This is a genomic window from Diaphorobacter sp. JS3050 (genome assembly GCF_013154915.1).
GTDB classification, from domain to species: domain Bacteria; phylum Pseudomonadota; class Gammaproteobacteria; order Burkholderiales; family Burkholderiaceae_C; genus Diaphorobacter; species Diaphorobacter nitroreducens.
In genome coordinates this window covers 3,962,787-3,983,118 of sequence record NZ_CP053553.1, presented here as the reverse complement: position 1 = coordinate 3,983,118, position 20,332 = coordinate 3,962,787, and the positions used below count along the sequence as shown (strand labels likewise).

The window sequence follows — 20,332 nt, the reverse complement described above, 5'->3', positions numbered from 1 at the left end:
TTCAGGTGATTCTTGTTGTGGATAGGAGGAACGGTACAAGGCCCGCGATTCTAGCTTGTCAAGGAGTTATCCACAATCTGAGCGAGGCGGTAAGGGGGGCATGCGCGGCGATACATGCACCGGACCGCGAAGTAGGCCGAGACGCCCCAGGCATTGCCAGGATTCACCGAGCCTGCAATAATCCGCGGTTTCCCTGAATGGTGTTCAGGGTGATCAAGCCCGGGCGGCTGCTTTTCGCGCATTCCATGCAGGATGCAGCAGGCCCGGCGGGTGCTGCCGATCGAAGCCGCGCCCGTAACTGAACCTTCAAGGATCGAGAACATGAAACGTACTTACCAGCCTTCCAAGACGCGCCGTGCGCGCACCCATGGCTTCCTCGTGCGCATGAAGACGCGCGGCGGCCGTGCCGTCATCAACGCTCGCCGCGCCAAGGGCCGCAAGCGTCTGGCCGTCTGAGGCCGGGCCGCTCGGCTTTCGGCCGCTTACGGGTTTGCACCGCCAGTTCCCTGCCGGGGACGCTGCACCCATGCATCGGCTGAAAACGCGTCCCCAGTTCCAGGCAGCCATGGCGGGAGGCACCGTCTCCCGCACGGCGCACTTCGCACTGCACCGGCTGGGTTTGCCGCCGGTGGCAACCGATGGAGTTCCGCCAGCCACAGGGCCCGATTCCTCGCCGCAGGCGCAGGGATCGCAGGCCCTGTTTCTCGTGGGGGGGCAGGCGGGCGGCGTGTGGCTGGGCGCCATGGTGCCCAAGCGCTGGGCCCGCCGCGCAGTCACGCGCAACACCATCAAGCGCCAGATCTACGCCGTGGCCAGCGGGTTCGAGGCGCGCATGCCCAGCGGCGCGCACGTGGTGCGCCTGCGCATGGGCTTTGATCGCAAGCAGTTCGTGAGCGCCACCTCCGAGGCTTTGAAGCAGGCCGTGCGCGCCGAACTGGAACAGCTCTTTGCCGCGGCCGAACGCCGCAGTAGGGCGGCCGCGACAGGGGCGCGACCATGATGCGCGCGCTGCTCATGGGGCTGGTGCGCGGCTACCGGCTGCTGCTAAGTCCCTGGATCGGGTCGGCCTGTCGCTTCGAGCCCACCTGCTCGGTGTACTCTCTGCAGGCGCTGGAGCAACATGGTGCCGCGGCCGGCAGCTACCTGACCGTGCGCCGCCTGGCGCGCTGCCATCCCTGGTGCGAGGGCGGGCTGGACCCCGTGCCGCAGGAGCTGCCGCGCGGCATGCGCCTGTTTTCACGGCTCACGCCTTCCGACGACACTCCCTCTTCCTCACGTAAGAAGACTTCATGAACGACATCCGCCGCACCATCCTGTGGGTGATCTTTGGCTTTTCCATGGTTCTGCTGTGGGACAAGTGGCAGATCCACAACGGCAACAAGGCCACCTTCTTCCCCACGCCGCCGGCGCAGACGGCCAGCACGCCCGCGGTAGCGGCCTCCGGCGCTGGCGCTGCCGACGTGCCGGTGGCCGCCGCCAGCGCCACGCCGGGCGCGGCGCCGCAGCCGCCCGCAGGCGCCAGCGTGCCGCCTGCCGCCATCCCGCGCGAGCGTGTGACGGTGAGCACCGACGTGCTGCGCCTGAGCTTTGACTCCGAAGGCGGTTCGCTGGTCCACGGAGAGCTGCTGCAGTATCCCGAGATGGAGGACAAGACCAAGCCCTTCCTGCTGCTGGACGAGAGCGCTTCGCGTGTCTATGTCGCGCAGACGGGCCTCATCGGCAACGGTGCCGGCGGCGCCTTCCCCACGCACAAGACCCCCATGGCGGTCGTGCCCGGTCCGCGCGAACTGCAGGACGGCCAGAACGAGCTGACCGTGCGTTTCGAGTCGGCCGACATGGGCGGCGTGAAGCTGGTCAAGACCTGGACGCTCAAGCGCGGCGCCTACGACGTGGCCGTGAAGCATGAGGTGGTCAATACGGGCACGGCCCCGGTATCGCCCCAGCTGTACCTGCAGTTGGTGCGCGATGGCAACAAGCCGGCGGGCGAGTCGTCGTTCTACTCCACGTTCACCGGTCCGGCCGTGTACACCGAGGCGAAGAAGTACCAAAAGGTGGAGTTCAAGGACATCGAGAACGGCAAGGCCGAGATCGACAAGTCTTCCAGCAACGGCTACGTGGCCATGGTGCAGCACTACTTCGCCACCGCGTGGCTGCTGGGCGACGGCGTGCAGCGCGACAACTTCGTGCGCAAGGTGGACACCAACCTGTACTCGGTGGGCATGATCACGCCGCTGGGCGAGATCGCCCCCGGCCAGTCGAAGGCCGTGGACGCGCGCCTGTTCGCCGGCCCGCAGATCGAGACGCTGCTGGAAAAGCTGGCCCCGGGCCTGGAGCTGGTCAAGGACTATGGCTGGCTGACCATCCTGGCCAAGCCGCTGTACTGGCTGCTGGACCAGTTGCACAAGGTGATCGCCAACTGGGGCTGGTCCATCGTGGCGCTGGTGTTCCTGCTGAAGATTGCGTTCTACTGGCTTAACGCCAAGGCCTACGCCAGCATGGCCAAGATGAAGGCCATCAACCCGCGCATCATGGAAATGCGCGAGCGCCTGAAGGACAAGCCCCAGCAGATGCAGCAGGAGATGATGCGCATCTACCGCGAGGAGAAGGTCAACCCCATGGGCGGCTGCCTGCCCATCATGATCCAGATCCCGGTGTTCATCGCGCTGTACTGGGTGCTGCTGTCCAGCGTGGAGATGCGCAATGCGCCGTGGATCGGCTGGATCAAGGACCTGTCCTCGCCGGATCCATTCTTCATCCTGCCGCTCCTGATGACGCTCTCGTCGCTGCTGCAGACGGCGCTGAACCCCGCGCCGCCGGACCCGATGCAGGCCAAGATGATGTGGCTGATGCCGCTGATGTTCAGCGTGATGTTCTTCTTCTTCCCGGCCGGCCTGGTGCTGTACTGGCTGACGAACAACATCCTGTCGATCGCGCAGCAGTGGATCATCAACACCCGCATGGGCGTGCCGCCGCAGTTCAACCTGCCCAAGTTCCGCTGACGGAGCGCGGCCTTCCCGGCCGCAATCCCCTGCTCCCCGCAACGGCCGCTCAGCGGCCGTTGTTGTTTTCGGTACGATGATTGCTACTACGTGATCCGGTAGTAACCATCAACACACAGGAGCCAGACGGATGATTCAACGTACCACCTTCAAACTGGGCTTGCTGGGGGCCGCCGTGCTCGTGGCCATGGGCACCGCCCACGCCGCCGCCATGCGCTGGGCCGGCGCCAACGACATCCTCACCGTGGACCCCCACGCGCAGAACCACCAGACCACGCACGCCTTCCTGCAGCAGGTGTACGAGAGCCTGGTGCGCTATGACGACAAGTACCAGATCGAGCCCGCGCTGGCCACCAAGTGGACGCAGGTCTCCCCCACACAGGTGCGTTTTGAACTGCGCAAGGGCGTGAAATTCCATGATGGTGCGCCATTCACGGCCGATGACGTGGTGTTCTCGCTCACGCGTGCCGGCACGGCGCCGTCCAACATGATGTCCGCGGTGCAGAGCGTCAAGGAAGTCAAGAAGGTGGACGAGCACACGGTGGACGTGTTCCTCAAGGGCCCCAATCCCATCCTGCTGCGCGAGCTGACCGAAGCGCGCATCATGAACAAGGCCTGGGCCGAGAAGCACAACTCGGTGAAGTCGCAAGACTACGCGGGCAAGGAAGAGAACTACGCCTCGCGCAACGCCAACGGCACGGGCCCCTTCGTCATGGTGGGCTGGCAGCCGGACGTGAAGGTCACGCTCAAGAAGAACCCCAACTGGTGGGACAAGCCCAAGGGCAACATCGACGAGGTGGTGTTCACCCCCATCAAGTCGGCCGCCACGCGCTCGGCCGCGCTGATCTCGGGGCAGGTGGACTTCGTGGTCGACCCGCCGCCGCAGGACCTGGCGCGCATGAAGGCCAACCCCCGACATCAAGCTCATCGAAGGGGCCGAGAACCGCACCATCTACCTGGGCCTGGACCAGTTCCGCGACGAGCTGCCCGGCGCGGGCACGGCCGGCAAGAACCCGCTCAAGGACAAGCGCGTGCGCCAGGCGCTGTACCAGGCCATCGACTCTGCGGGCCTGCACAGCCGCACCATGCGCAACCTGTCGGTGCCTGCGGGCACCATGATCGCTCCCATGGTGCATGGCTGGACCAAGCAACTGGACGAGCGTGCCGCCAAGTACGACGTGGAGGCCGCCAAGAAGCTGCTGGCCGACGCCGGCTACCCGAACGGCTTCTCGCTCAAGCTCGACTGCCCGAATGACCGCTACGTGAATGACGAGGCCATCTGCCAGGCCGTTACCGCCATGTGGACGCGCATCGGCGTCAAGACCAACCTGCAAACTGCGCCCATGGCGCAGTTCGTCACCCGCGTGATGAACAACGACGTGAGTAACCGTCTTCGAAGTCAAGCGCAATGAAGCGACTTGTCCCAAGGTTTTCCAGTGCGCACAATGGCGTTGAGCGTGGTGAGCAACTTGCGCATGCAAGCGACCAGGGCGACCTTGGGCAACTTGCCAGCGGCCTTCAGACGCTCGTAGAAGGCCTTGATGGCCGGGTTGTAGCGGGTGGCCGTGAGCGTTGCCATGTACAGCACGCGGCGGATCTCGAAGCGCCCGCCTTGTACGCGCCGCCTGCCCTTGCTGCCGCCGGAGTCATTGGCCATGGGCGCCACGCCCACCAATGCAGCGATCTCGCGCCGGTTCAGCCGGCCCAGCTCTGGCAGCTCGGCAATCATCGTGGCACTGGCCACCGGGCCGACTCCCGCAGCCGACTGCAGCAGCGTGTCGAGCTCCCCAAAGTGCTCGCGCACATGCGTGACCATCTGCTCTTCGATCTCATCGAGCTGCGCCTTGATCGCCGCCTCGATGGCCTCGATGCTGGCGTGCAGCTTCTTGGGCGTGATCTGCAGCCGTTGGCGCTCCGAATGGAGCATGGTCAGCAACTGGCGCCTGCGCGTGACCAGGGCCGCGAGCCACTGCTGGCGCTCATCGGCCAGGGGGCGCAAGAAGCGCTGCAGATCGTCGCGGCGCAGCAGCACCGCTGCCAGCTCGGCCAGCGTGCGCGCATCCACCGCGTCGGTCTTGGCCAGGCGTCCCATGGATTTGGCGAAGTCGCGCGCCTGGCGCGGGTTGATGACCGCCACGGGCAGGCCTGTGGCCTGCAGGGCACACGCTAACGCGGCCTCGTAGCCGCCGGTGGCCTCCATCACCACCAGACCCACGTCCAGGGGCTGCAGGGCAGCCGCCAGCGCCGAGTGGCCTTCGGCATCGTTGTCAAACCGCTGGGCGCTGCTCTTGGCACCCAGCACACAGACATCCACGTGCGCCTTGGCCACGTCGATGCCCACCGTCACAGAGGTAACAGACATGATCTTCAGATCCCTTGCTTGTGCATGCGCGCTCAATCAAGGCGCGCGTAACCGTTCGGGCTTCACGAAGACCAGCGCGGCGGCCATGCGTTCTGTACTCAGTCACGGGCTCTATCACCCCAGCGCCTACCAAACTGCACGGGCCGGTCTGGCCGCCTCAACGGCGTTCAGACTCTACCGCGCTGGTCTGGTTTAAAGATACAAGCGCCTACCTGTTCGGCTGGGGCGTGGCCACGTTCGACGCGCTGTATTCGCTGGACTCGCTGATGTCCACCAAGGACGGCAAGACCTCGGCTGGCGTCTACAACGGCGGGCGCTTTTCCGACGCCAAGCTCGACGGCATGATCCAGCAGATCAAGGTCGAGATGGATGCCCCCAAGCGCGACGCGCTGATCAACGACGCGCTCAAGCTGGTCAAGGACGAGTACTACTACCTGCCGCTGCACCACCAGATCCGCCCCTGGGCGATGCGCAAGAACGTGGACACGCCGCATCGCGCGGACGATCGCCCCATGCCCGCGTGGACGACCATCAAGTGATCGCGGTAGGCCGAAGGCCTTAAAAACGATAGCTGCGAGCGCTTGGCTACAAAGGTTTTCAGATACAAAAACCCCTGAAACCGACGTTGGACAAGCGCAAGCAGCTATCAAATATGCGTGACCCACGCCCCAGGCCCGCCCCGCGCGGGCCTTCTTCATGGCGCCGGGCGGGGCGCGGCTATCATGCGCTGCCCCTCTCCACCGCACCTGTAAGCCCATGCTGCCGCGCCACTCCGACCCCATCGTTGCCATTGCCACCGCGCCGGGGCGCGGCGCGGTGGGCATCGTGCGGGTCTCGGGCAAGCAGATCGGCGCACTGGTGCAGGCGCTGTGCGGCCGCGCGCTCAAGCCGCGCGAGGCCACCTACCTGCCGTTTCGGGATGCCGCGGGCCAGGCCATCGACCAGGGGCTGGCGCTGTACTTTCCCGCGCCGCACAGCTACACCGGCGAGGACGTGCTGGAGCTGCAGGCCCATGGCGGCCCCGTGGTGCTGCAGCTGCTGCTGGCGCGCTGCCTGCAGGCGGCCGCGGGCGGGGTGCTGGACCGCCTGCGGCTGGCCGAGCCCGGCGAGTTCACCGAGCGCGCCTTCCTCAACAACAAGATCGACCTGGCCCAGGCCGAGGCGATCGCCGACCTGATCGACGCCAGCACCGAGGCCGCTGCGCGCGGCGCCAGCCGCTCGCTGTCGGGCGACTTCTCGCGCGAGATCCACACGCTGCGCGACGCGCTGGTGCACCTGCGCATGCTGGTGGAGGCGACGCTGGACTTTCCTGAAGAGGAAATCGACTTCCTGCGCAAGGCAGACGCGCGCGGGCAGCTATCGAATTTGCAGCAATCGCTGGCCCGCGTGATGCAGCGTGCCAGCCAGGGCGCGTTGCTGCGCGAGGGTATCAAGGTGGTGATCGCCGGGCAGCCCAACGCGGGCAAGAGCTCGCTGCTGAACGCGCTGGCAGGGGCGGAACTGGCCATCGTCACGCCGATCGCCGGCACCACGCGCGACAAGGTGCAGCAGACCATCCAGATCGAGGGCGTGCCGCTGCACGTGATCGACACGGCGGGCCTGCGCGAAAGCGACGACGAGGTCGAGCGCATCGGCATCGCCCGCGCCTGGGACGAGATCGCGGGCGCCGACGCGGTGCTGTTCCTGCACGACCTCACGCGCTGGGGCAGTGCGCAGTACCAGGACGACGACGCCGCCATTGCGCACACGCTCTCCAACCGGCTGCCCGCGGGCGTGCCGGTGGTCGACGTCTGGAACAAGGCCGACGCCGCCCCGCAGGCGGCGGCGCCTGCGCGCGAGGGTGAGAGCCAGGCGGTGCTGCTGTCCGCGCGCACCGGCCAGGGGCTGGATACGCTGCGTCGGCAATTGCTGCAAATCGCGGGTTGGCAGTCGGCTGCGGAGGGCGTGTACATCGCCCGCGCGCGCCACATCGAAGCCTTGCGCGCCGTGGACGCCCACCTCATGGAGGCGGCCGCGCAACTGGAAAGCGACGGGCCGGCGCTGGACCTGCTGGCCGAGGAGCTGCGCCTGGCGCAAAACGCCCTCAACACCATCACGGGCGAGTTCACGTCCGACGATCTGCTCGGTGTCATCTTCTCCAGCTTCTGTATCGGCAAATAGCCGGCTCGGCGGGCGCGCAACGCCATGTGTAAGTAAGGGTAATGAGTGCTTGTGCAGATGACGGCGGCGCGTTACCGTTCGCGCCCGATGAATGCCATCACCGCTCCCTCCTCCAAAGTCGACCTTTCGGGTCTGATCCAGGCCATCACCCACGCGACGGCGGACGACAGCATGAACAACGTGCTCACCGCCGAGCAGTGGGATTGGCTGTCCGCCTACCTGTTGCCCATCAGCATCCCCTCGGGACAGGTGCTGTTTGCCAAGGGCACCAACGACCGCACCTTGTACCTGGTGGAAAGCGGCTCGCTCAGCGTGCACTTCGAGGACGAGAAGCAGCGGCTGCGCCTGGCCATCGTCGGCCCCGGCTCGATGGTGGGCGAGGGGGCGTTCTTTTCCCATCAGCCCCGCAGCGCCACGGTGCAGGCGGGCGCACCGAGCAAGCTGTGGAGCCTGCCGGCTCTGCGCTTTACGGAACTTTGCAATCGCCAACCGGCGGTAGCGCTGCACTTGGCGATGGCGGCCGGCGCCGTGCTGGCCAAGCGCCTGGGCAACCGCCGCCGCCGCATCGCGGCGACCTGAGCGCGGCGCGCGAGCGCCACGCTTTGTGACCACAGCGCCCATCGCGGCGCGGCCGACCCTGCAACTGTCACGCCTCGGCCGAGGCGCGCGCAGTACACTTGCCGACGTTTTTTGAGCGCTTCTTCGCGAAGGCAAGCATGTCATTGTTCAGCTGGTTCACCCGCAAATCCAAGCCTCCGGTCGCGCGTGCGCGCCCCGCACCCGCCGCTGCTGCCCAGACCAACGGCGCGGCCCCGGCGCGCGCAGGCAAACCCCTGCTGGAGCCCCAACCCGCCGCGGCCCCCGAGCCCGCCACAGGCCGCAAGAACGAACGCATGGAGCGCCGCGAGCTGCTGTACACCGTGGTGCGTGACGCCATGGTGCGTGCCGGCGTGCTGTCGGCGGGGTACAAGTTCAAGGTGCTGTCGCTGGACCAGCGTGGGGCGCAGTTCCTGGTGATGATGGACTTGGCGCCGGAGTATGGGCGGGACATGGCGCGGCTGGGCGAGATCGAAACCCTGGTGACGCAGACCGCCCGTTCTCGCTTCGACATCCTGGTGACTGCCGTGTATTGGCGCACCAACGACCAGATCAGCACGGGCGTGCAGGTGCGCACCCCGGCCGCCCAGGCGCCCGCGCCGCAGGCTTCTGCCACCCCCGCATCGCCCATCATTTCCGGGACGCCCCGGCCCGCCGCTGCCGCGTCGCAAGGAGCGGCACTACCCTCGCGTCCAGCGCCGCTGGTGCCACCCGCGCCCGCGCGCGCGGCGCCGCGGTTCGAGCCCATCGAGGCCGACGAGGTGGCGGCGTTCAAGCAGGCGCTCACCAGCGCTGTGGCGCGTGCGCCCGCGGCCGCGCCGGCCCTGGGTGTTACCACGCGCAGCGGCCCGCTGCTGCCGCCAAGCCCCGCGCCCACGGGGTTCGAGGACACTGTCATGCCGGGGCAGGACGGCCGGTCGTCCGACCTCAGCTCCACGCAATACGGCGACCTGCGCTGAAGAACCGGCTGCGGGGACTGCAGCAGCCCAGCGGTCTAGGGCCTGTTCACACTATTTTTGCCAGTGCGAATGGCGTGAAAACCGCGCCAATCTAGGCGCGTGACGACGCCAAGGCCGGGGCCTTGGCTAGGAGGGCAACGACGAATGGCGCGGTTTTCACTCCGTTCCCTCCGGGTTGCGATCAAAAAGGGCCATTCGCGGCGTTGCCAAGCCTCGCTGGGGTAGCACCCCAGCTTCGTTTGGCGCCTTGCGCCTGGCCCTTTTTGATCGCAACGCATCTGGCAAAAATAGTGTGAACAGGCCCTAGTGTGGTGTCTCAAAAATAGATAGAACTATTTTGACCGGTGTTGGTCGAATCAGCTTCCTTATAGGAGACTACGCTGATGGCCCACCCTGGCCGCCCCGCCACGAAGCTGCAGATCACCGATGCCGAGCGCGCAGAGCTGCATGCGCGACTGCGCGTACGCAAAGCGCCCGAGGACGAGAAGCTGCGCATGCGAATCGTGCTGGGCTGCGCAGATGGGGAGTCGGGCACCATGATTGCCCAACGCTTGGGCACGACGGTGCAAACTGTCTCCAAGTGGCGGCGGCGCTACCGGGCGTATCGTCTGGCGGGTTTGACCGATGCCCCGCGCGCTGGCCGCCCGCGCAGTGTGGGCGACGAGCAGGTTCAGCTCATTGTGGACAAGGTTCGCCAGAGCAAGCCTGACAACGCCACGCACTGGAGCGTGCGCCAGATGAGTCGGCACGCTGGCGTATCGCCCGCGACGGTGCAGCGCATCTGGCATGCCTTTGGGCTGAAGCCGCACCTGCAAGAAACCTTCAAGCTATCGACGGATCCCCATTTCGTGGACAAGGTACGGGATGTGGTGGGGCTGTATATGGCACCACCCGATCGCGCCTTGGTGCTGTGCGTGGACGAGAAGAGCCAGATCCAGGCTCTGGATCGCACCCAACCAGGGTTACCACTGACGTTTGGCAAACCCAGCACGCGCACGCACGATTACAAGCGCCATGGCACAACGTCGCTGTTTGCAGCGCTGGATGTGGCCACTGGCAAAGTCATAGGACAGCTCAAGCGCCGTCACCGCAGTGTGGAATTCCTGCAGTTCCTCAAAGCCATCGATGCAGCGGTGCCTGGCGAACAAGACATCCACCTGATCATGGACAACTACGGCACGCACAAGACGCAGGCAGTGCGGGCCTGGCTAGCAGCCCATCCTCGCTACCACGTTCACTTCACGCCCACCTCAGCGTCCTGGCTCAATCTGGTCGAGCGTTTCTTTAGCCAGATCAGCGAGCAGTGGATCAAGCGCAGCGCCCACACCAGCGTTGCTCAGCTGGAGCAATCCATACGGGAATACATTGATCGTCACAACGAGGATCCCAAGCCGTTCGTGTGGCATAAAAGTGCGGACACCATCTTGGCATCTGTGGCGCGGGCAGCGAGTACCATTATTTGATGATTACTTTTGAGACACCACACTAGTGGCCGCTGAAGTCCACCAGCGTGTACAGCGGCAGTCCGCTGGCACGCAGGCGTTCCGAGCCGCCGAGTTCCGGCAAATCCACGATGGCGGCGCCTTCCATGACGGTCGCGCCCAGTTTTTCCAGCAGTTTCCTGCCGGCCATCATCGTGCCGCCGGTGGCGATCAGGTCGTCGATCAGCAGCACCCGGTCGCCGGGCTGGACCGCGTCCGCGTGCAGTTCCACGGTCGCGCTGCCGTACTCGAGTTCGTAGGTTTCCTCGACGGTGGTGAAAGGCAGCTTGCCCTTCTTGCGGATGGGAACGAAGCCCACATTCAACTCATAGGCCACCACCGCGCCCAGGATGAAGCCGCGGGCGTCCAGTCCGGCCACCACGTCGGGGCGCAGCGCGCGGTCCATGTAGCGGTGCACGAAGGCATCGATCAGCACGCGGAACACTTTGGGGTTTTGCAGCAGGGGCGTGATATCGCGGAACTGCACTCCCGGCGCGGGCCAGTCAGGGACGGTGCGGATGTGCTGGCGCAGGTAGTCGTTGACGCTAAGGGCTGTCATGGGTGGGGCAAAAGAGAGAACGATTCGGATGTGCAGACCCTGCCGGGCACCGCCAGGGCGCACAGTGTAATCAGCCGCGCAGCAGCTTCTCCTCTGCCAGGCCCAGGGCGGTGGGATGGCCGGACAGCACCAGCGTGTCGCCTTCGGCCAGGGGCGTGCGGTCGTCGGGCGGGGACATGGCGCCGCTGGCGCGACGCACGTTGACCAGACGCACGCCGATGCCATGCAGGGGCAGGTCGGCCAGCGGCTTCCCCACCACGGCGGCGCCCGCGGGCAGGGACAGGGAGTACAGCCGCTCCTGGCCGCGTTCGGACGGCGTGTCGTCGTCCGCCCCGTGGAAGTAGCCGCGCAGCAGGCCGTAACGTGCATCGCGCTGGTCTTGCACCAGGCGCAGCACGCGGCGCATGGGCACGCCCACCAACGCCAGTGCGTGGCTGGCCAGCATCAGCGAGCCCTCGATGGCCTCGGGCACCACCTCGGTGGCGCCGGCCTCCTGCAACTTCTCCAGTTGAGAGTCGTCCTGGGTGCGCACGACCACGGGGAGCTGTGGCGCGTGGGTGCGCGCATGGTGAATCACCTTGAGCGCGGCGGGAGTGTCCAGGTAGGTGACGACCAGGGCGGCCGCACGCGCCAGGCCCGCTGCCTTGAGCGCCTGCAGGCGCGTGGCGTCGCCGAACACGACCGAGTTGCCCGCGGCGGCGGCCTGCCGCACGCGGTCGGGGTCCAGGTCCAGCGCCATGTAGGCGATGCCTTCGCGCTCCAGCATGCGTGCCAGATTCTGCCCCGAGCGGCCGTAGCCGCAGATCAGCACGTGCCCGCTGGTGTTGATGGCCTGGCGCGCGATGGTGGTCACCTGCAGTGACTGCTGCAGCCAGTCGCTGGCCACCAGCTTCATGACGATGCGGTTGCTGTACTGGATGAGGAATGGCGTAGCCAGCATGGACAGCACCATGGCCGCCAGCACCGGGTTCATCAGTGCGGGCTGCAGCAGGCCGTGGACCTGCATGAGCGACAGCAGCACGAAGCTGAACTCCCCTGCCTGCGCCACGTACAGCGCGGTGCGCAGCGATACGCCCGTTGTCGTCCCCAACCCGCGGGCCAGCGCGACGATGATGGCCGTCTTGATCAGCAGCGGCGCGGCCAGCAACACGAGCACCAGCGACCAACGCTCCACCAGCACGTGCCAGTCGAGCATCATGCCCACCGTGATGAAGAACAACCCCAGCAGCACGTCGTGGAAGGGGCGGATATCGGTGCCCACCTGGTGCCGGTATTCGGTCTCGGACACCAGCACGCCGGCGATGAAGGCGCCCAGGGCCAGCGAGAGGCCTGCCAGTTCGGTCAGCCAGGCCAGCCCCAGCGTGACCAGCAGCAGGTTGAGCATGAACAGTTCGTCGCTCTTGCGCCGCGCCACCTGCGTGAGCCACCAGCGCATCACGCGCTGGCCGCCAACCAGCAGTACCGCCACGAGTACTGTGGCCTTCAGCAGGGCGACCGCCAGCGCCGTCAGCAGTTGCTCGGGCTCGGACCCCAGCGCAGGCACCAGCACCAGCATGGGAACCACGGCCAAATCCTGGAACAGCAAAATACCCAACACCCTGCGCCCATGCTCGCTCTCCAGCTCGCCGCGCTCGGACATCAGCTTCACGACGATCGCTGTACTGCTCATTGCCAGCGTTCCGCCCAGCGCCAGTGCGGTCTGCCAGCCCATGTCCCACACGCCGCCGGTCAGCCGCGCCAGCAGCAGCAACCATGCGGAGAAGGCCGCCATGCACGCCAGCACCTGCAGCAGGCCCAGGCCGAACACGTGGCGGCGCATGGCACGCAGCTTGGGCAGGTTGAATTCCAGGCCGATGGTGAACATGAGGAACACCACTCCGAATTCGCCCAGGTGGCGCACGCCTTCGGAGTTCTGCGTCAAGGCCAGGGCATGCGGGCCGATGAGGATGCCCGCCGCCAGATAGCCCATCATCGGCGGCAACCGCAGGCTGCGGCATGCCACCACGCCCAGCACGGCGGCCAGCAGGTAAAGCAGGGTCAGGGCGAGAGAGGACATGTTTCATCGTAGCCGAGCCGCAGGTGGGCCGACCGATAGAATTCATCCATGCCTGTCGCTCCTGCCGCTTCCTCGTCTTTCAATGCCGAACAGGCCCTGCGCCTGGGACGCGAGACCGTCCGCACGGAGGCCGAGGCGCTGCATGCCATGGGCGAACGCCTGGGCGGCGGCTTCGTGCAGGTGGTGCAGCGCGTGTTGGCAACCACGGGCCGCGTTGTGGTCATGGGCATGGGCAAGAGCGGCCACGTGGGGCGCAAGATCGCCGCTACCTTGGCCTCCACCGGCACGCCCGCGTTCTTCGTGCACCCTGCCGAGGCCAGCCATGGCGACCTGGGCATGGTGACCAACGGCGACCTGGTGCTGGCGCTCTCCAACAGCGGCGAAAGCAGCGAGATCACCGTGCTGCTACCGGTGCTCAAGCGCCTGGGCGTCCCGCTGATCGCGATGACGGGCGGGCTGCAGTCCACCCTGGCGCGCCACGCGGACCTGGTGCTGGACTGCAGCGTGCAGCGCGAGGCCTGCCCGCTGAACCTGGCGCCTACCACCAGCACCACGGCGCAGCTGGCCATGGGCGACGCGCTGGCGGTGGCGCTGCTCGACGCGCGCGGCTTTCGCCCCGAGGATTTCGCGCGGTCGCACCCCGGCGGTGCGCTGGGCCGCAAGCTGCTGACCCATGTGCGCGACGTCATGCGCGCGGGCGCCGACGTGCCGCACGTACCGCCCCATGCCAATTTCAGCACCCTGATGCGCGAGATGAGCGCCAAGGGCGTGGGCGCCACCGCGGTGGTAGACGATGCGGGCCGGCCCGTGGGTATCTTCACGGACGGCGACCTGCGCCGGCGCATCGAGGCCGGCGTGGACCTGCGCGAGACGCGCGCCCAGGACGTCATGCATGCCAGCCCGCGCACCATTGCAGCCGATGCCCTTGCGGCCGATGCGGCGCAGGCCATGGAGCATCACTCGATCACCAGCGTGCTGGTCACGGACGACGACGGCGTGCTGGTGGGCGTGGTGCACATCGGCGACCTGATGCGAGCCAAGGTGATCTGATGTCCCCGTCCAACGCCACGCCGCTGCCCCCCCTGCAACCGGCCCTGCAGTTCGATCCGCAACTCCTGCTGCTGGCGCAGCCGGTGCGCGTCGCCTTCTTCGACGTGGATGGTGTGTTGACCGACGGCGGCCTGTATTTCTCTGAAGTGGGCGAGACCCTCAAGCGTTTTCATACGCTTGACGGACACGGCATCAAGCTGCTGCAGCAGGCGGGCATCACGCCCGCGGTGGTCACGGGGCGTGATTCACCGGCGCTGCGGCTGCGCCTGAAGGCGCTGGGGGTGATGCATGCGCGTTTCGGCACCGAGGACAAGCGCCCGGCGGCTGAGTCCATCCTGGCCGAGCTGGGCCTGTCGTGGCCGCAGGCCGCCGCCATCGGAGACGACTGGCCCGACCTGCCGGTGATGCGCCGTGTGGCCTTCGCCTGTGCGCCCGCGCAGGCCCACATCGAGGCCCGCGCCGTCGCCCACCATGTCACCGCCGCGCCGGGTGGCGCGGGTGCGGCGCGGGAGTTCTGCGACCTGCTGCTGGTCGCCAGTGGCCGTTACGCCGGTCTGTTGGCCGCGCATGCCGTATGACCTCACGCCTACACCTGGCGTGGGAACGCCTGTCGCTCTACCTGCCCGTGCTGCTCATGGGGCTGCTGGCGCTGGGCTCCTGGTGGCTGGTGCGCAACGCGCCGCGGCCGCAGCAGCCGGCGCAGGAGCGCCCCGTGAGCCACGAGCCCGACTACTACATGCGCGACTTCGCGGTCAAAAGCTTTGATGCCACGGGCCGACTGCAGAGCGAGATCCGCGGCACCCTGGCGCGCCACTACGCGGACAACGACACGCTGGAGATCGACCAGGCGCGCATGCGCTCGGTGAACGAGGAGGGGCGCGTCGTCACCGCCCGTGCGAATCGTGCCCTGTCCAACGGGGACGGCAGCGAGGTTCAGCTCTACGGCAATGCCATCGTCACGCGCGAGGCGTCTGCCCCCGAAGGCCGCGCGCCAGTGCCGCGGCTGGAGTTCCAGGGGGAGTTCCTGCATGCATGGGTGAATGAAGAGCGCGTGCGCTCCGACCAGCCCGTGACACTCAAGCGCGGCGCCGACACGTTCACCGCCGACAGCATGGACTACGACAACCTGGAGCAGGTCATGCAACTGCGCGGCCGCGTGCGCGGCACGCTGATGCCCGCACCCGTGCGCCGTTGACCGAGATGTCACGTTCGGCTCCGCAAGACCGCCCGCTGGTGTTGATCACTGGAGCCTCCAGCGGCATCGGCCAGGCGCTGGCCGAGCGCTACCACCGGGCAGGGTGGCGGTTGGCCCTTGTGGCGCGGCGCGTGGATATGATCGAATCCTGGGTCATGGCAGTAGGGATAAGCGCGGGTAGCTATGAAATATATAGCGCAGATGTAGCGCAGCCTGACAGCGTCATCGCGGCGTGCCACGCTTGTCTGGAGCGCCAAGGGCTGCCCGATGTGGTGGTGGCCAACGCGGGAATCAGCGTCGGGGTGGACACGGCGCAGCGCGGCGACCTCGATGTCATGGCGCAGACCTTTGCGACCAACACCCTGGGCATGGCGGCCACCTTTCATCCGTTCATCGATGCGATGGTCCGCCGTGGCAGCGGCCGGCTGGTGGGAATCGGCAGCGTGGCGGGTATCCGGGGCCTGCCTGGCCATGGAGCTTATTGCGCGAGCAAGGCGGCGGTGATCAGCTACTGCGAGAGCCTGCGGGGGGAGTTGCGCGGCACCGGCGTGCAGGTGGTGACGATCTGCCCGGGCTATGTGGATACGCCGCTGACGCGGGAGAACCGGTATGCCATGCCCTTCCTGTTGCCGCCGCAGGCTTTTGCGGACCGCGCGTTCCGTGCCATTGAGGCGGGGGCGACATACCGGGTGATTCCCTGGCAGATGGGCGTAGTGGCCAAACTGCTGCGCATATTGCCGGATGCGTGGTTCGACCGGCTGCTGGCGGGACGGCCACGCAAGCATCGCGCGGGGCAGGGCCGATCTTCCAATCCCTGAGGCCTGGAAGGACAAAAGGCTCCCGAGGGAGCCTTGTGATGGTGGAGCGCGCTTTTACCCGCGCCTGCCAAAATCAATATCCGTTGTTGCCGCCACCGCCGTAGCCGCCACGGCCACCGCCGCCGCCACGTGGACCGGAGCCGTAGGGACTGCGAAAGCCGCCTTCGCTGCGGCCACCACCGCCGCCGCCGTAGCCGCCACCACCGCCGCCGTAGCCGCCACCACCGCCGCCGTAGCCGCCACCACCGCCGCTGCGGCCGCCGCCGTAGCCGCCACCACCACCACCAAAGCCGCCACCGCTGCGGGGGGGGCGCGCTTCCATGGGACGGGCTTCATTCACGACAATGCTGCGGCCGCCGAGGGACTGGCCGTTCATGCCATTGATGGCCTCCTGGGCTTCGGCATCGCTGCCCATTTCCACGAAGCCAAAGCCTTTGGAGCGGCCGGTGTCGCGCTCCATCATGACCTTGGCGCTGGTCACCGCACCGAACTGGCTGAAGGCTTGCTCCAGATCTTGGTCACGCACCGAGTACGGCAGATTGCCGACGTACAGTTTGTTGCCCATTAAGGGACTCCTCAAAAACAATGGAATGAGCGACGGAGTCCCGAACCCGCAGCCAGTTAATCACAATGACGCCCTATGCGCGAAAACTGACGGATCACCGCAACCTCTACGAGGCAATGCCTCGTCAAAACATTATGCGCCAGAACCTTTGTAAAGATGCAAGGGGTTTTCAACGCACGTGTCGTCAATCTGACGCAAAAAAAGGAGCCCTAAGGCTCCTTTTTTTGACTCAGCGGAATATCAATAGCTGGAGCGGCCGCCACCGTAGCCGCCGCCATAACCACCGCCACCGCCGCTACGGCCACCGCCGTAGCCACCACCGCCACCAAAGCCGCCGCCGCTGCGGGGCGGGCGGGGTTCCATCGGACGGGCTTCGTTGACCACGAGGTCGCGGCCGCCGTAGTTCTGGCCATGCGCGCCCTGGATGGCGGCCTGGGCTTCAGCGTCGCTGCCCATTTCGACAAAGCCGAAACCCTTGGAGCGGCCGGTGTCGCGCTCCATCATGACCTTGGCGCTTTGCACGGCGCCGAATTGGCTGAAGGTCTGCTCCAGATCCTGGTCGCGGAAGGTATAGGGCAGGTTGCCCACGTAGAGTTTGTTGCCCATGATCGGACTCCTAGAAAAAACATGAAATGCGATGGAGCCCGACGCAATCAACAAACCTGTGACGACTTCAAAGACGCGAAACTGACCAGACACCGCAGCGTGCACTTCCGCATGGCAGAACTGCACGGCCATTATCAAGCATTGCCATAACCCCAAGGATGTCGTAATTGCGCGCCTGCAACACTTTCCAGGGTAACTACTGTGTCTAGCTGGGCAAAAAGGTGCCTTCTTCGACCGGATACAATCCCCCGCTGTCTTTGGGGAGTAGCCTGCCCCGCGCGAGTCCGCTGCGACTGCGACGCGAGAGGATGCATGCATCAACAGACTTGGGGCCCTTGGGCGCCATGGTGCATGGGACCCGCTGCCACAGCGGGTCGGGCGAGACCATTGACCGCGTACCGATCCATCAGGCCGGAGTCGGAGCGTGGTCAATGCTGTCCGATGTACTTCCGGCCGGAAATCCTATTACGACCGCCCCATGGAAGCCTTCCTCGTCTCCACCGCCATCGTCACCCTTGCCGAGATGGGTGACAAGACCCAGCTGCTGTCGCTGGTGCTCGCCGCACGCTTTCGCAAGCCCTGGCCCATCGTGCTGGGCATTTTCGTGGCCACGCTGGCCAACCACGCGCTGGCAGGCGCGGTGGGGTCGTGGGTGACTACCGTGCTGGGGCCGCAGGTGCTGCGCTGGGTGCTGGGTCTTTCCTTCATTGCCATGGCGGTGTGGATGCTGATTCCCGACAAGCTGGACGACGACGGTGACGGTGCGGCGCCGCGCTTCGGCGTGTTCGGCACGACGCTGGTGGCGTTCTTCCTGGCCGAGATGGGCGACAAGACGCAGGTCGCCACCGTCATGCTGGCTGCGCAGTACAGCGCCTACTTCTGGGTCGTGGCGGGTACTACGCTGGGCATGATGCTGGCCAATGCGCCCGTGGTCTGGCTGGGGGATCGTCTGGTGAAGAAGGTGCCGATCCGCGTGGTGCATCTGGTGTCTGCGTTGATCTTCCTGGTCTTGGGCCTGCTGGCGCTGTTTGCGGGAGATGCGACGCCTTTGGCATAATGGCCCGCAGACGCGCCGATTTGCACCGCTTGCGGGCGCTTTACAAATCCAGCTAAAGACGTGACCGATCGACACGCCTGCCACCCCAGCACGCACCCGGACCCGGCCTCGTTGTTTAGCGAAGCCGGGTTTTTTCATGTCGTTCATCGCCACACCGCAAACCATGCACTTCGCCGAGCCCCTGCCGCTGCAGTCGGGGGCCTCGATCCGCGACTACACCTTGGCCTACGAGACCTACGGCACGCTCAACGCCGACCGCTCCAACGCCGTACTGGTATGCCATGCGCTCAATGCCTCGCACCACGTCGCAGGCAGCTACGCAGGCCAGCCCAGGAGCGAGGGCTGGTGGGACAACATGATTGGGCCGGGCAAGTCTGTCGACACCAACCAGTTCTTCGTCATCGGCGTCAACAACCTGGGCTCGTGCTTCGGGTCCACGGGGCCCATGCACCGCCACCCGGACACGGGCGAGGTCTACGGTGCGGACTTCCCCGTCGTCACAGTGGAGGACTGGGTCGATGCGCAGGCGCGCCTGCTGGACCGCCTGGGCATCGCGCAACTGGCAGCGGTAATGGGCGGCAGCCTGGGCGGCATGCAAGCGCTTTCCTGGACGCTGCAGTACCCCGAACGCATGCGCCACGCCGTGGTCGTGGCCAGCGCCCCCAACCTCACGGCCGAGAACATCGCCTTCAACGAAGTGGCGCGCCGGGCCATCGTCACTGACCCGGACTTTCACGGCGGGCACTTCTACCGCCACGGCGTGATCCCCAAGCGCGGGCTGCGCATCGCGCGCATGATCGGCCACATCACCTACCTGAGCGACGACGTGATGAACGAGAAGTTCGGGCGCCAGTTGCGCGAGGGCATGGACCTGAAATACAGCACGCAGGACATCGAGTTCCAGATCGAGAGCTACCTGCGCTACCAGGGCGACAAGTTCAGCGACTATTTCGACGCCAACACCTACCTGCTCATCACGCGCGCGCTCGATTACTTCGACCCTGCGCGCCAGCATGGCGGCAATCTGGCGCAGGCGCTGGCCGTGGCGCGTGCCAAGTTCCTGCTGGTGAGTTTCACCACCGACTGGCGCTTCTCGCCCCAGCGCAGCCGCGAGATCGTGCACGCGCTGCTGGAGAACCGCCGCGACGTGAGCTACGCCGAGATCGACGCCCCGCACGGGCATGATGCATTTTTGCTCGATGATCCGCGCTACATGGGCGTGGTGCGCTCTTATTTCGATAGTGTTGCCAAGGGGCTGCAGGGAGGACAACCATGAGCGACCACGCCACCATGCAAGCCATTGCGCGCCTGGTGCCCGAAGGCGCGCGCGTGCTCGACCTGGGGTGCGGTGATGGCGCGATGCTGGACTACCTGCAGCGCGAACGCGGCTGCAGCGGCTACGGCATCGAGATCGCCGACGCCAACGTGCTCGCCTGCGTGCGCCGCGGCGTGAACGTGATCCAGCTCAACCTCGACGAGGGGCTGGCGATGTTCGGCGACAACAGCTTCGACGTGGTGCTGCAGATCGATACGCTGCAGCACCTGCGCAATGCCGAGGTGATGCTGCGCGAGACTGCGCGCGTGGGCAAGAGCGGCATCGTCGCCTTCCCCAATTTCGCACACTGGCCCAACCGCGTGTCGGTGCTGCGCGGGCGCATGCCCGTCACCCGGCGCCTGCCCTACCAGTGGTACGACACGCCCAACATCCGCGTGGGCACGTTCAAGGACTTCGAGGTGCTGGCGCACAAGAACAAGCTGCGCATCCTGGACGCCTTCGGCCTGCAGGACGGGCGCGAGGTGCGCTGGCTGCCCAATGCGCGTGCGGGCACGGCAGTGTTCCGTTTCGAGCACGACTGAGTAACCGTCTT

23 protein-coding genes and 1 pseudogene are annotated in these 20,332 nt (G+C 66.3%); 18 read left to right on the top strand and 6 right to left on the bottom strand.

The features are described from left to right. Positions 1 to 50: 50 nt before the first annotated feature. On the bottom strand, positions 51 to 323 hold the full coding sequence (locus HND92_RS19215) for a hypothetical protein (protein ID WP_216662900.1): 273 nt from the start codon (positions 321 to 323) through the stop codon (positions 51 to 53). Here HND92_RS19215 and rpmH point away from each other — a divergent pair. The 6 genes and pseudogenes from rpmH to HND92_RS18850 all read left to right on the top strand — a co-directional run bounded on the left by rpmH (position 322) and on the right by HND92_RS18850 (position 4,411). After that, complete coding sequence (gene rpmH, locus HND92_RS18870; RefSeq protein WP_005798102.1) at positions 322 to 456, top strand: 50S ribosomal protein L34; 135 nt, start codon at positions 322 to 324, stop codon at positions 454 to 456. The two genes, HND92_RS19215 and rpmH, sit on opposite strands and share 2 nt — an antisense overlap. A gap of 70 nt (positions 457 to 526) precedes the next feature. Beyond that, a complete protein-coding gene (locus tag HND92_RS18865) occupies positions 527 to 1,000 on the top strand; it encodes a ribonuclease P protein component (protein WP_015914746.1) in 474 nt (157 codons plus the stop codon). After that, on the top strand, positions 997 to 1,293 hold the full coding sequence (yidD, locus tag HND92_RS18860; RefSeq protein ID WP_011807217.1) for a membrane protein insertion efficiency factor YidD: 297 nt from the start codon (positions 997 to 999) through the stop codon (positions 1,291 to 1,293). Before HND92_RS18865 ends, yidD begins: the two co-directional genes overlap by 4 nt. Continuing rightward, the gene (yidC, locus tag HND92_RS18855) at positions 1,290 to 2,999 is read left to right on the top strand and encodes a membrane protein insertase YidC (RefSeq protein WP_172209104.1); all 1,710 of its coding nucleotides are present in this window, start codon (positions 1,290 to 1,292) and stop codon (positions 2,997 to 2,999) included. Before yidD ends, yidC begins: the two co-directional genes overlap by 4 nt. 130 nt (positions 3,000 to 3,129) lie before the next feature. Then, positions 3,130 to 3,861, top strand: a pseudogene (locus HND92_RS19475) (ABC transporter substrate-binding protein); the annotation flags it as partial. A gap of 55 nt (positions 3,862 to 3,916) precedes the next feature. Beyond that, positions 3,917 to 4,411: an ABC transporter substrate-binding protein gene (locus HND92_RS18850; protein ID WP_172209394.1), complete on the top strand. Its 495-nt coding sequence runs from the start codon at positions 3,917 to 3,919 to the stop codon at positions 4,409 to 4,411. Here the strand turns inward: HND92_RS18850 and HND92_RS18845 are convergent. Continuing rightward, complete coding sequence (locus tag HND92_RS18845) at positions 4,399 to 5,361, bottom strand: IS110 family transposase (RefSeq protein WP_371814822.1); 963 nt, start codon at positions 5,359 to 5,361, stop codon at positions 4,399 to 4,401. The genes HND92_RS18850 and HND92_RS18845 overlap by 13 nt on opposite strands. A 227-nt stretch (positions 5,362 to 5,588) precedes the next feature. Here HND92_RS18845 and HND92_RS18840 point away from each other — a divergent pair, with 227 nt between their 5' ends. The 5 genes from HND92_RS18840 (at position 5,589) to HND92_RS18820 (ending at position 10,540) form a co-directional block, all read left to right on the top strand. Then, positions 5,589 to 5,900, top strand: a complete 312-nt coding sequence (locus tag HND92_RS18840) for a hypothetical protein (protein WP_253940076.1) — start codon at positions 5,589 to 5,591, stop codon at positions 5,898 to 5,900. 217 nt (positions 5,901 to 6,117) lie between these two features. Continuing rightward, a complete protein-coding gene (gene mnmE, locus HND92_RS18835; protein ID WP_172209102.1) occupies positions 6,118 to 7,521 on the top strand; it encodes a tRNA uridine-5-carboxymethylaminomethyl(34) synthesis GTPase MnmE in 1,404 nt (467 codons plus the stop codon). Between the two features lie 87 nt (positions 7,522 to 7,608). Then, entirely contained in the window at positions 7,609 to 8,100 is a 492-nt protein-coding gene (locus HND92_RS18830; RefSeq protein ID WP_041839105.1) for a Crp/Fnr family transcriptional regulator, read from the top strand. A 137-nt stretch (positions 8,101 to 8,237) separates the two neighbouring features. Continuing rightward, entirely contained in the window at positions 8,238 to 9,077 is an 840-nt protein-coding gene (locus tag HND92_RS18825; RefSeq protein WP_047349218.1) for a hypothetical protein, read from the top strand. 383 nt (positions 9,078 to 9,460) lie between these two features. After that, positions 9,461 to 10,540, top strand: coding sequence for an IS630 family transposase (locus HND92_RS18820; RefSeq protein ID WP_005801445.1), 1,080 nt, complete (start codon positions 9,461 to 9,463; stop codon positions 10,538 to 10,540). Positions 10,541 to 10,562: 22 nt separating this feature from the next. Here the strand turns inward: HND92_RS18820 and HND92_RS18815 are convergent, their stop codons facing one another. Next, on the bottom strand, positions 10,563 to 11,117 hold the full coding sequence (locus HND92_RS18815; RefSeq protein ID WP_172209100.1) for an adenine phosphoribosyltransferase: 555 nt from the start codon (positions 11,115 to 11,117) through the stop codon (positions 10,563 to 10,565). Between the two features lie 70 nt (positions 11,118 to 11,187). Beyond that, positions 11,188 to 13,173, bottom strand: coding sequence for a monovalent cation:proton antiporter family protein (locus HND92_RS18810; protein WP_172209098.1), 1,986 nt, complete (start codon positions 13,171 to 13,173; stop codon positions 11,188 to 11,190). 48 nt (positions 13,174 to 13,221) lie between these two features. Between HND92_RS18810 and HND92_RS18805 the strand changes: the two genes are divergently transcribed. Genes HND92_RS18805 through HND92_RS18790 form a run of 4 tightly spaced genes read left to right on the top strand, consistent with a single transcriptional unit; the run spans position 13,222 to position 16,236 of the window. Beyond that, positions 13,222 to 14,223 (top strand): SIS domain-containing protein, encoded by a 1,002-nt coding sequence (locus tag HND92_RS18805; protein ID WP_088888012.1) that lies wholly within the window; start codon positions 13,222 to 13,224, stop codon positions 14,221 to 14,223. Further along, positions 14,223 to 14,801, top strand: coding sequence for an HAD family hydrolase (locus HND92_RS18800; protein WP_172209096.1), 579 nt, complete (start codon positions 14,223 to 14,225; stop codon positions 14,799 to 14,801). Before HND92_RS18805 ends, HND92_RS18800 begins: the two co-directional genes overlap by 1 nt. Then, entirely contained in the window at positions 14,798 to 15,418 is a 621-nt protein-coding gene (lptC, locus tag HND92_RS18795) for an LPS export ABC transporter periplasmic protein LptC (RefSeq protein WP_088888014.1), read from the top strand. The genes HND92_RS18800 and lptC overlap by 4 nt, the downstream gene beginning before the upstream one ends. A gap of 5 nt (positions 15,419 to 15,423) precedes the next feature. After that, positions 15,424 to 16,236 carry an SDR family oxidoreductase gene (locus tag HND92_RS18790; protein ID WP_135147768.1) on the top strand — a complete coding sequence of 271 codons (813 nt, stop codon included), beginning with the start codon at positions 15,424 to 15,426 and terminating at the stop codon, positions 16,234 to 16,236. Between the two features lie 73 nt (positions 16,237 to 16,309). Here the strand turns inward: HND92_RS18790 and HND92_RS18785 are convergent, their stop codons facing one another. Beyond that, positions 16,310 to 16,801, bottom strand: a complete 492-nt coding sequence (locus tag HND92_RS18785; protein ID WP_172209094.1) for an RNA-binding protein — start codon at positions 16,799 to 16,801, stop codon at positions 16,310 to 16,312. Between the two features lie 240 nt (positions 16,802 to 17,041). After that, the gene (locus HND92_RS18780) at positions 17,042 to 17,407 is read right to left on the bottom strand and encodes an RNA-binding protein (protein ID WP_015914690.1); all 366 of its coding nucleotides are present in this window, start codon (positions 17,405 to 17,407) and stop codon (positions 17,042 to 17,044) included. A 478-nt stretch (positions 17,408 to 17,885) separates the two neighbouring features. Here HND92_RS18780 and HND92_RS18775 point away from each other — a divergent pair, with 478 nt between their 5' ends. From HND92_RS18775 to metW, 3 genes are all read left to right on the top strand, one after another. Beyond that, entirely contained in the window at positions 17,886 to 18,464 is a 579-nt protein-coding gene (locus HND92_RS18775) for a TMEM165/GDT1 family protein (protein ID WP_015914689.1), read from the top strand. A gap of 136 nt (positions 18,465 to 18,600) precedes the next feature. Further along, a complete protein-coding gene (locus HND92_RS18770) occupies positions 18,601 to 19,740 on the top strand; it encodes a homoserine O-acetyltransferase (RefSeq protein ID WP_103736979.1) in 1,140 nt (379 codons plus the stop codon). Next, complete coding sequence (gene metW, locus HND92_RS18765) at positions 19,737 to 20,321, top strand: methionine biosynthesis protein MetW (protein ID WP_011807201.1); 585 nt, start codon at positions 19,737 to 19,739, stop codon at positions 20,319 to 20,321. Before HND92_RS18770 ends, metW begins: the two co-directional genes overlap by 4 nt. Positions 20,322 to 20,332 lie beyond the last annotated feature (11 nt).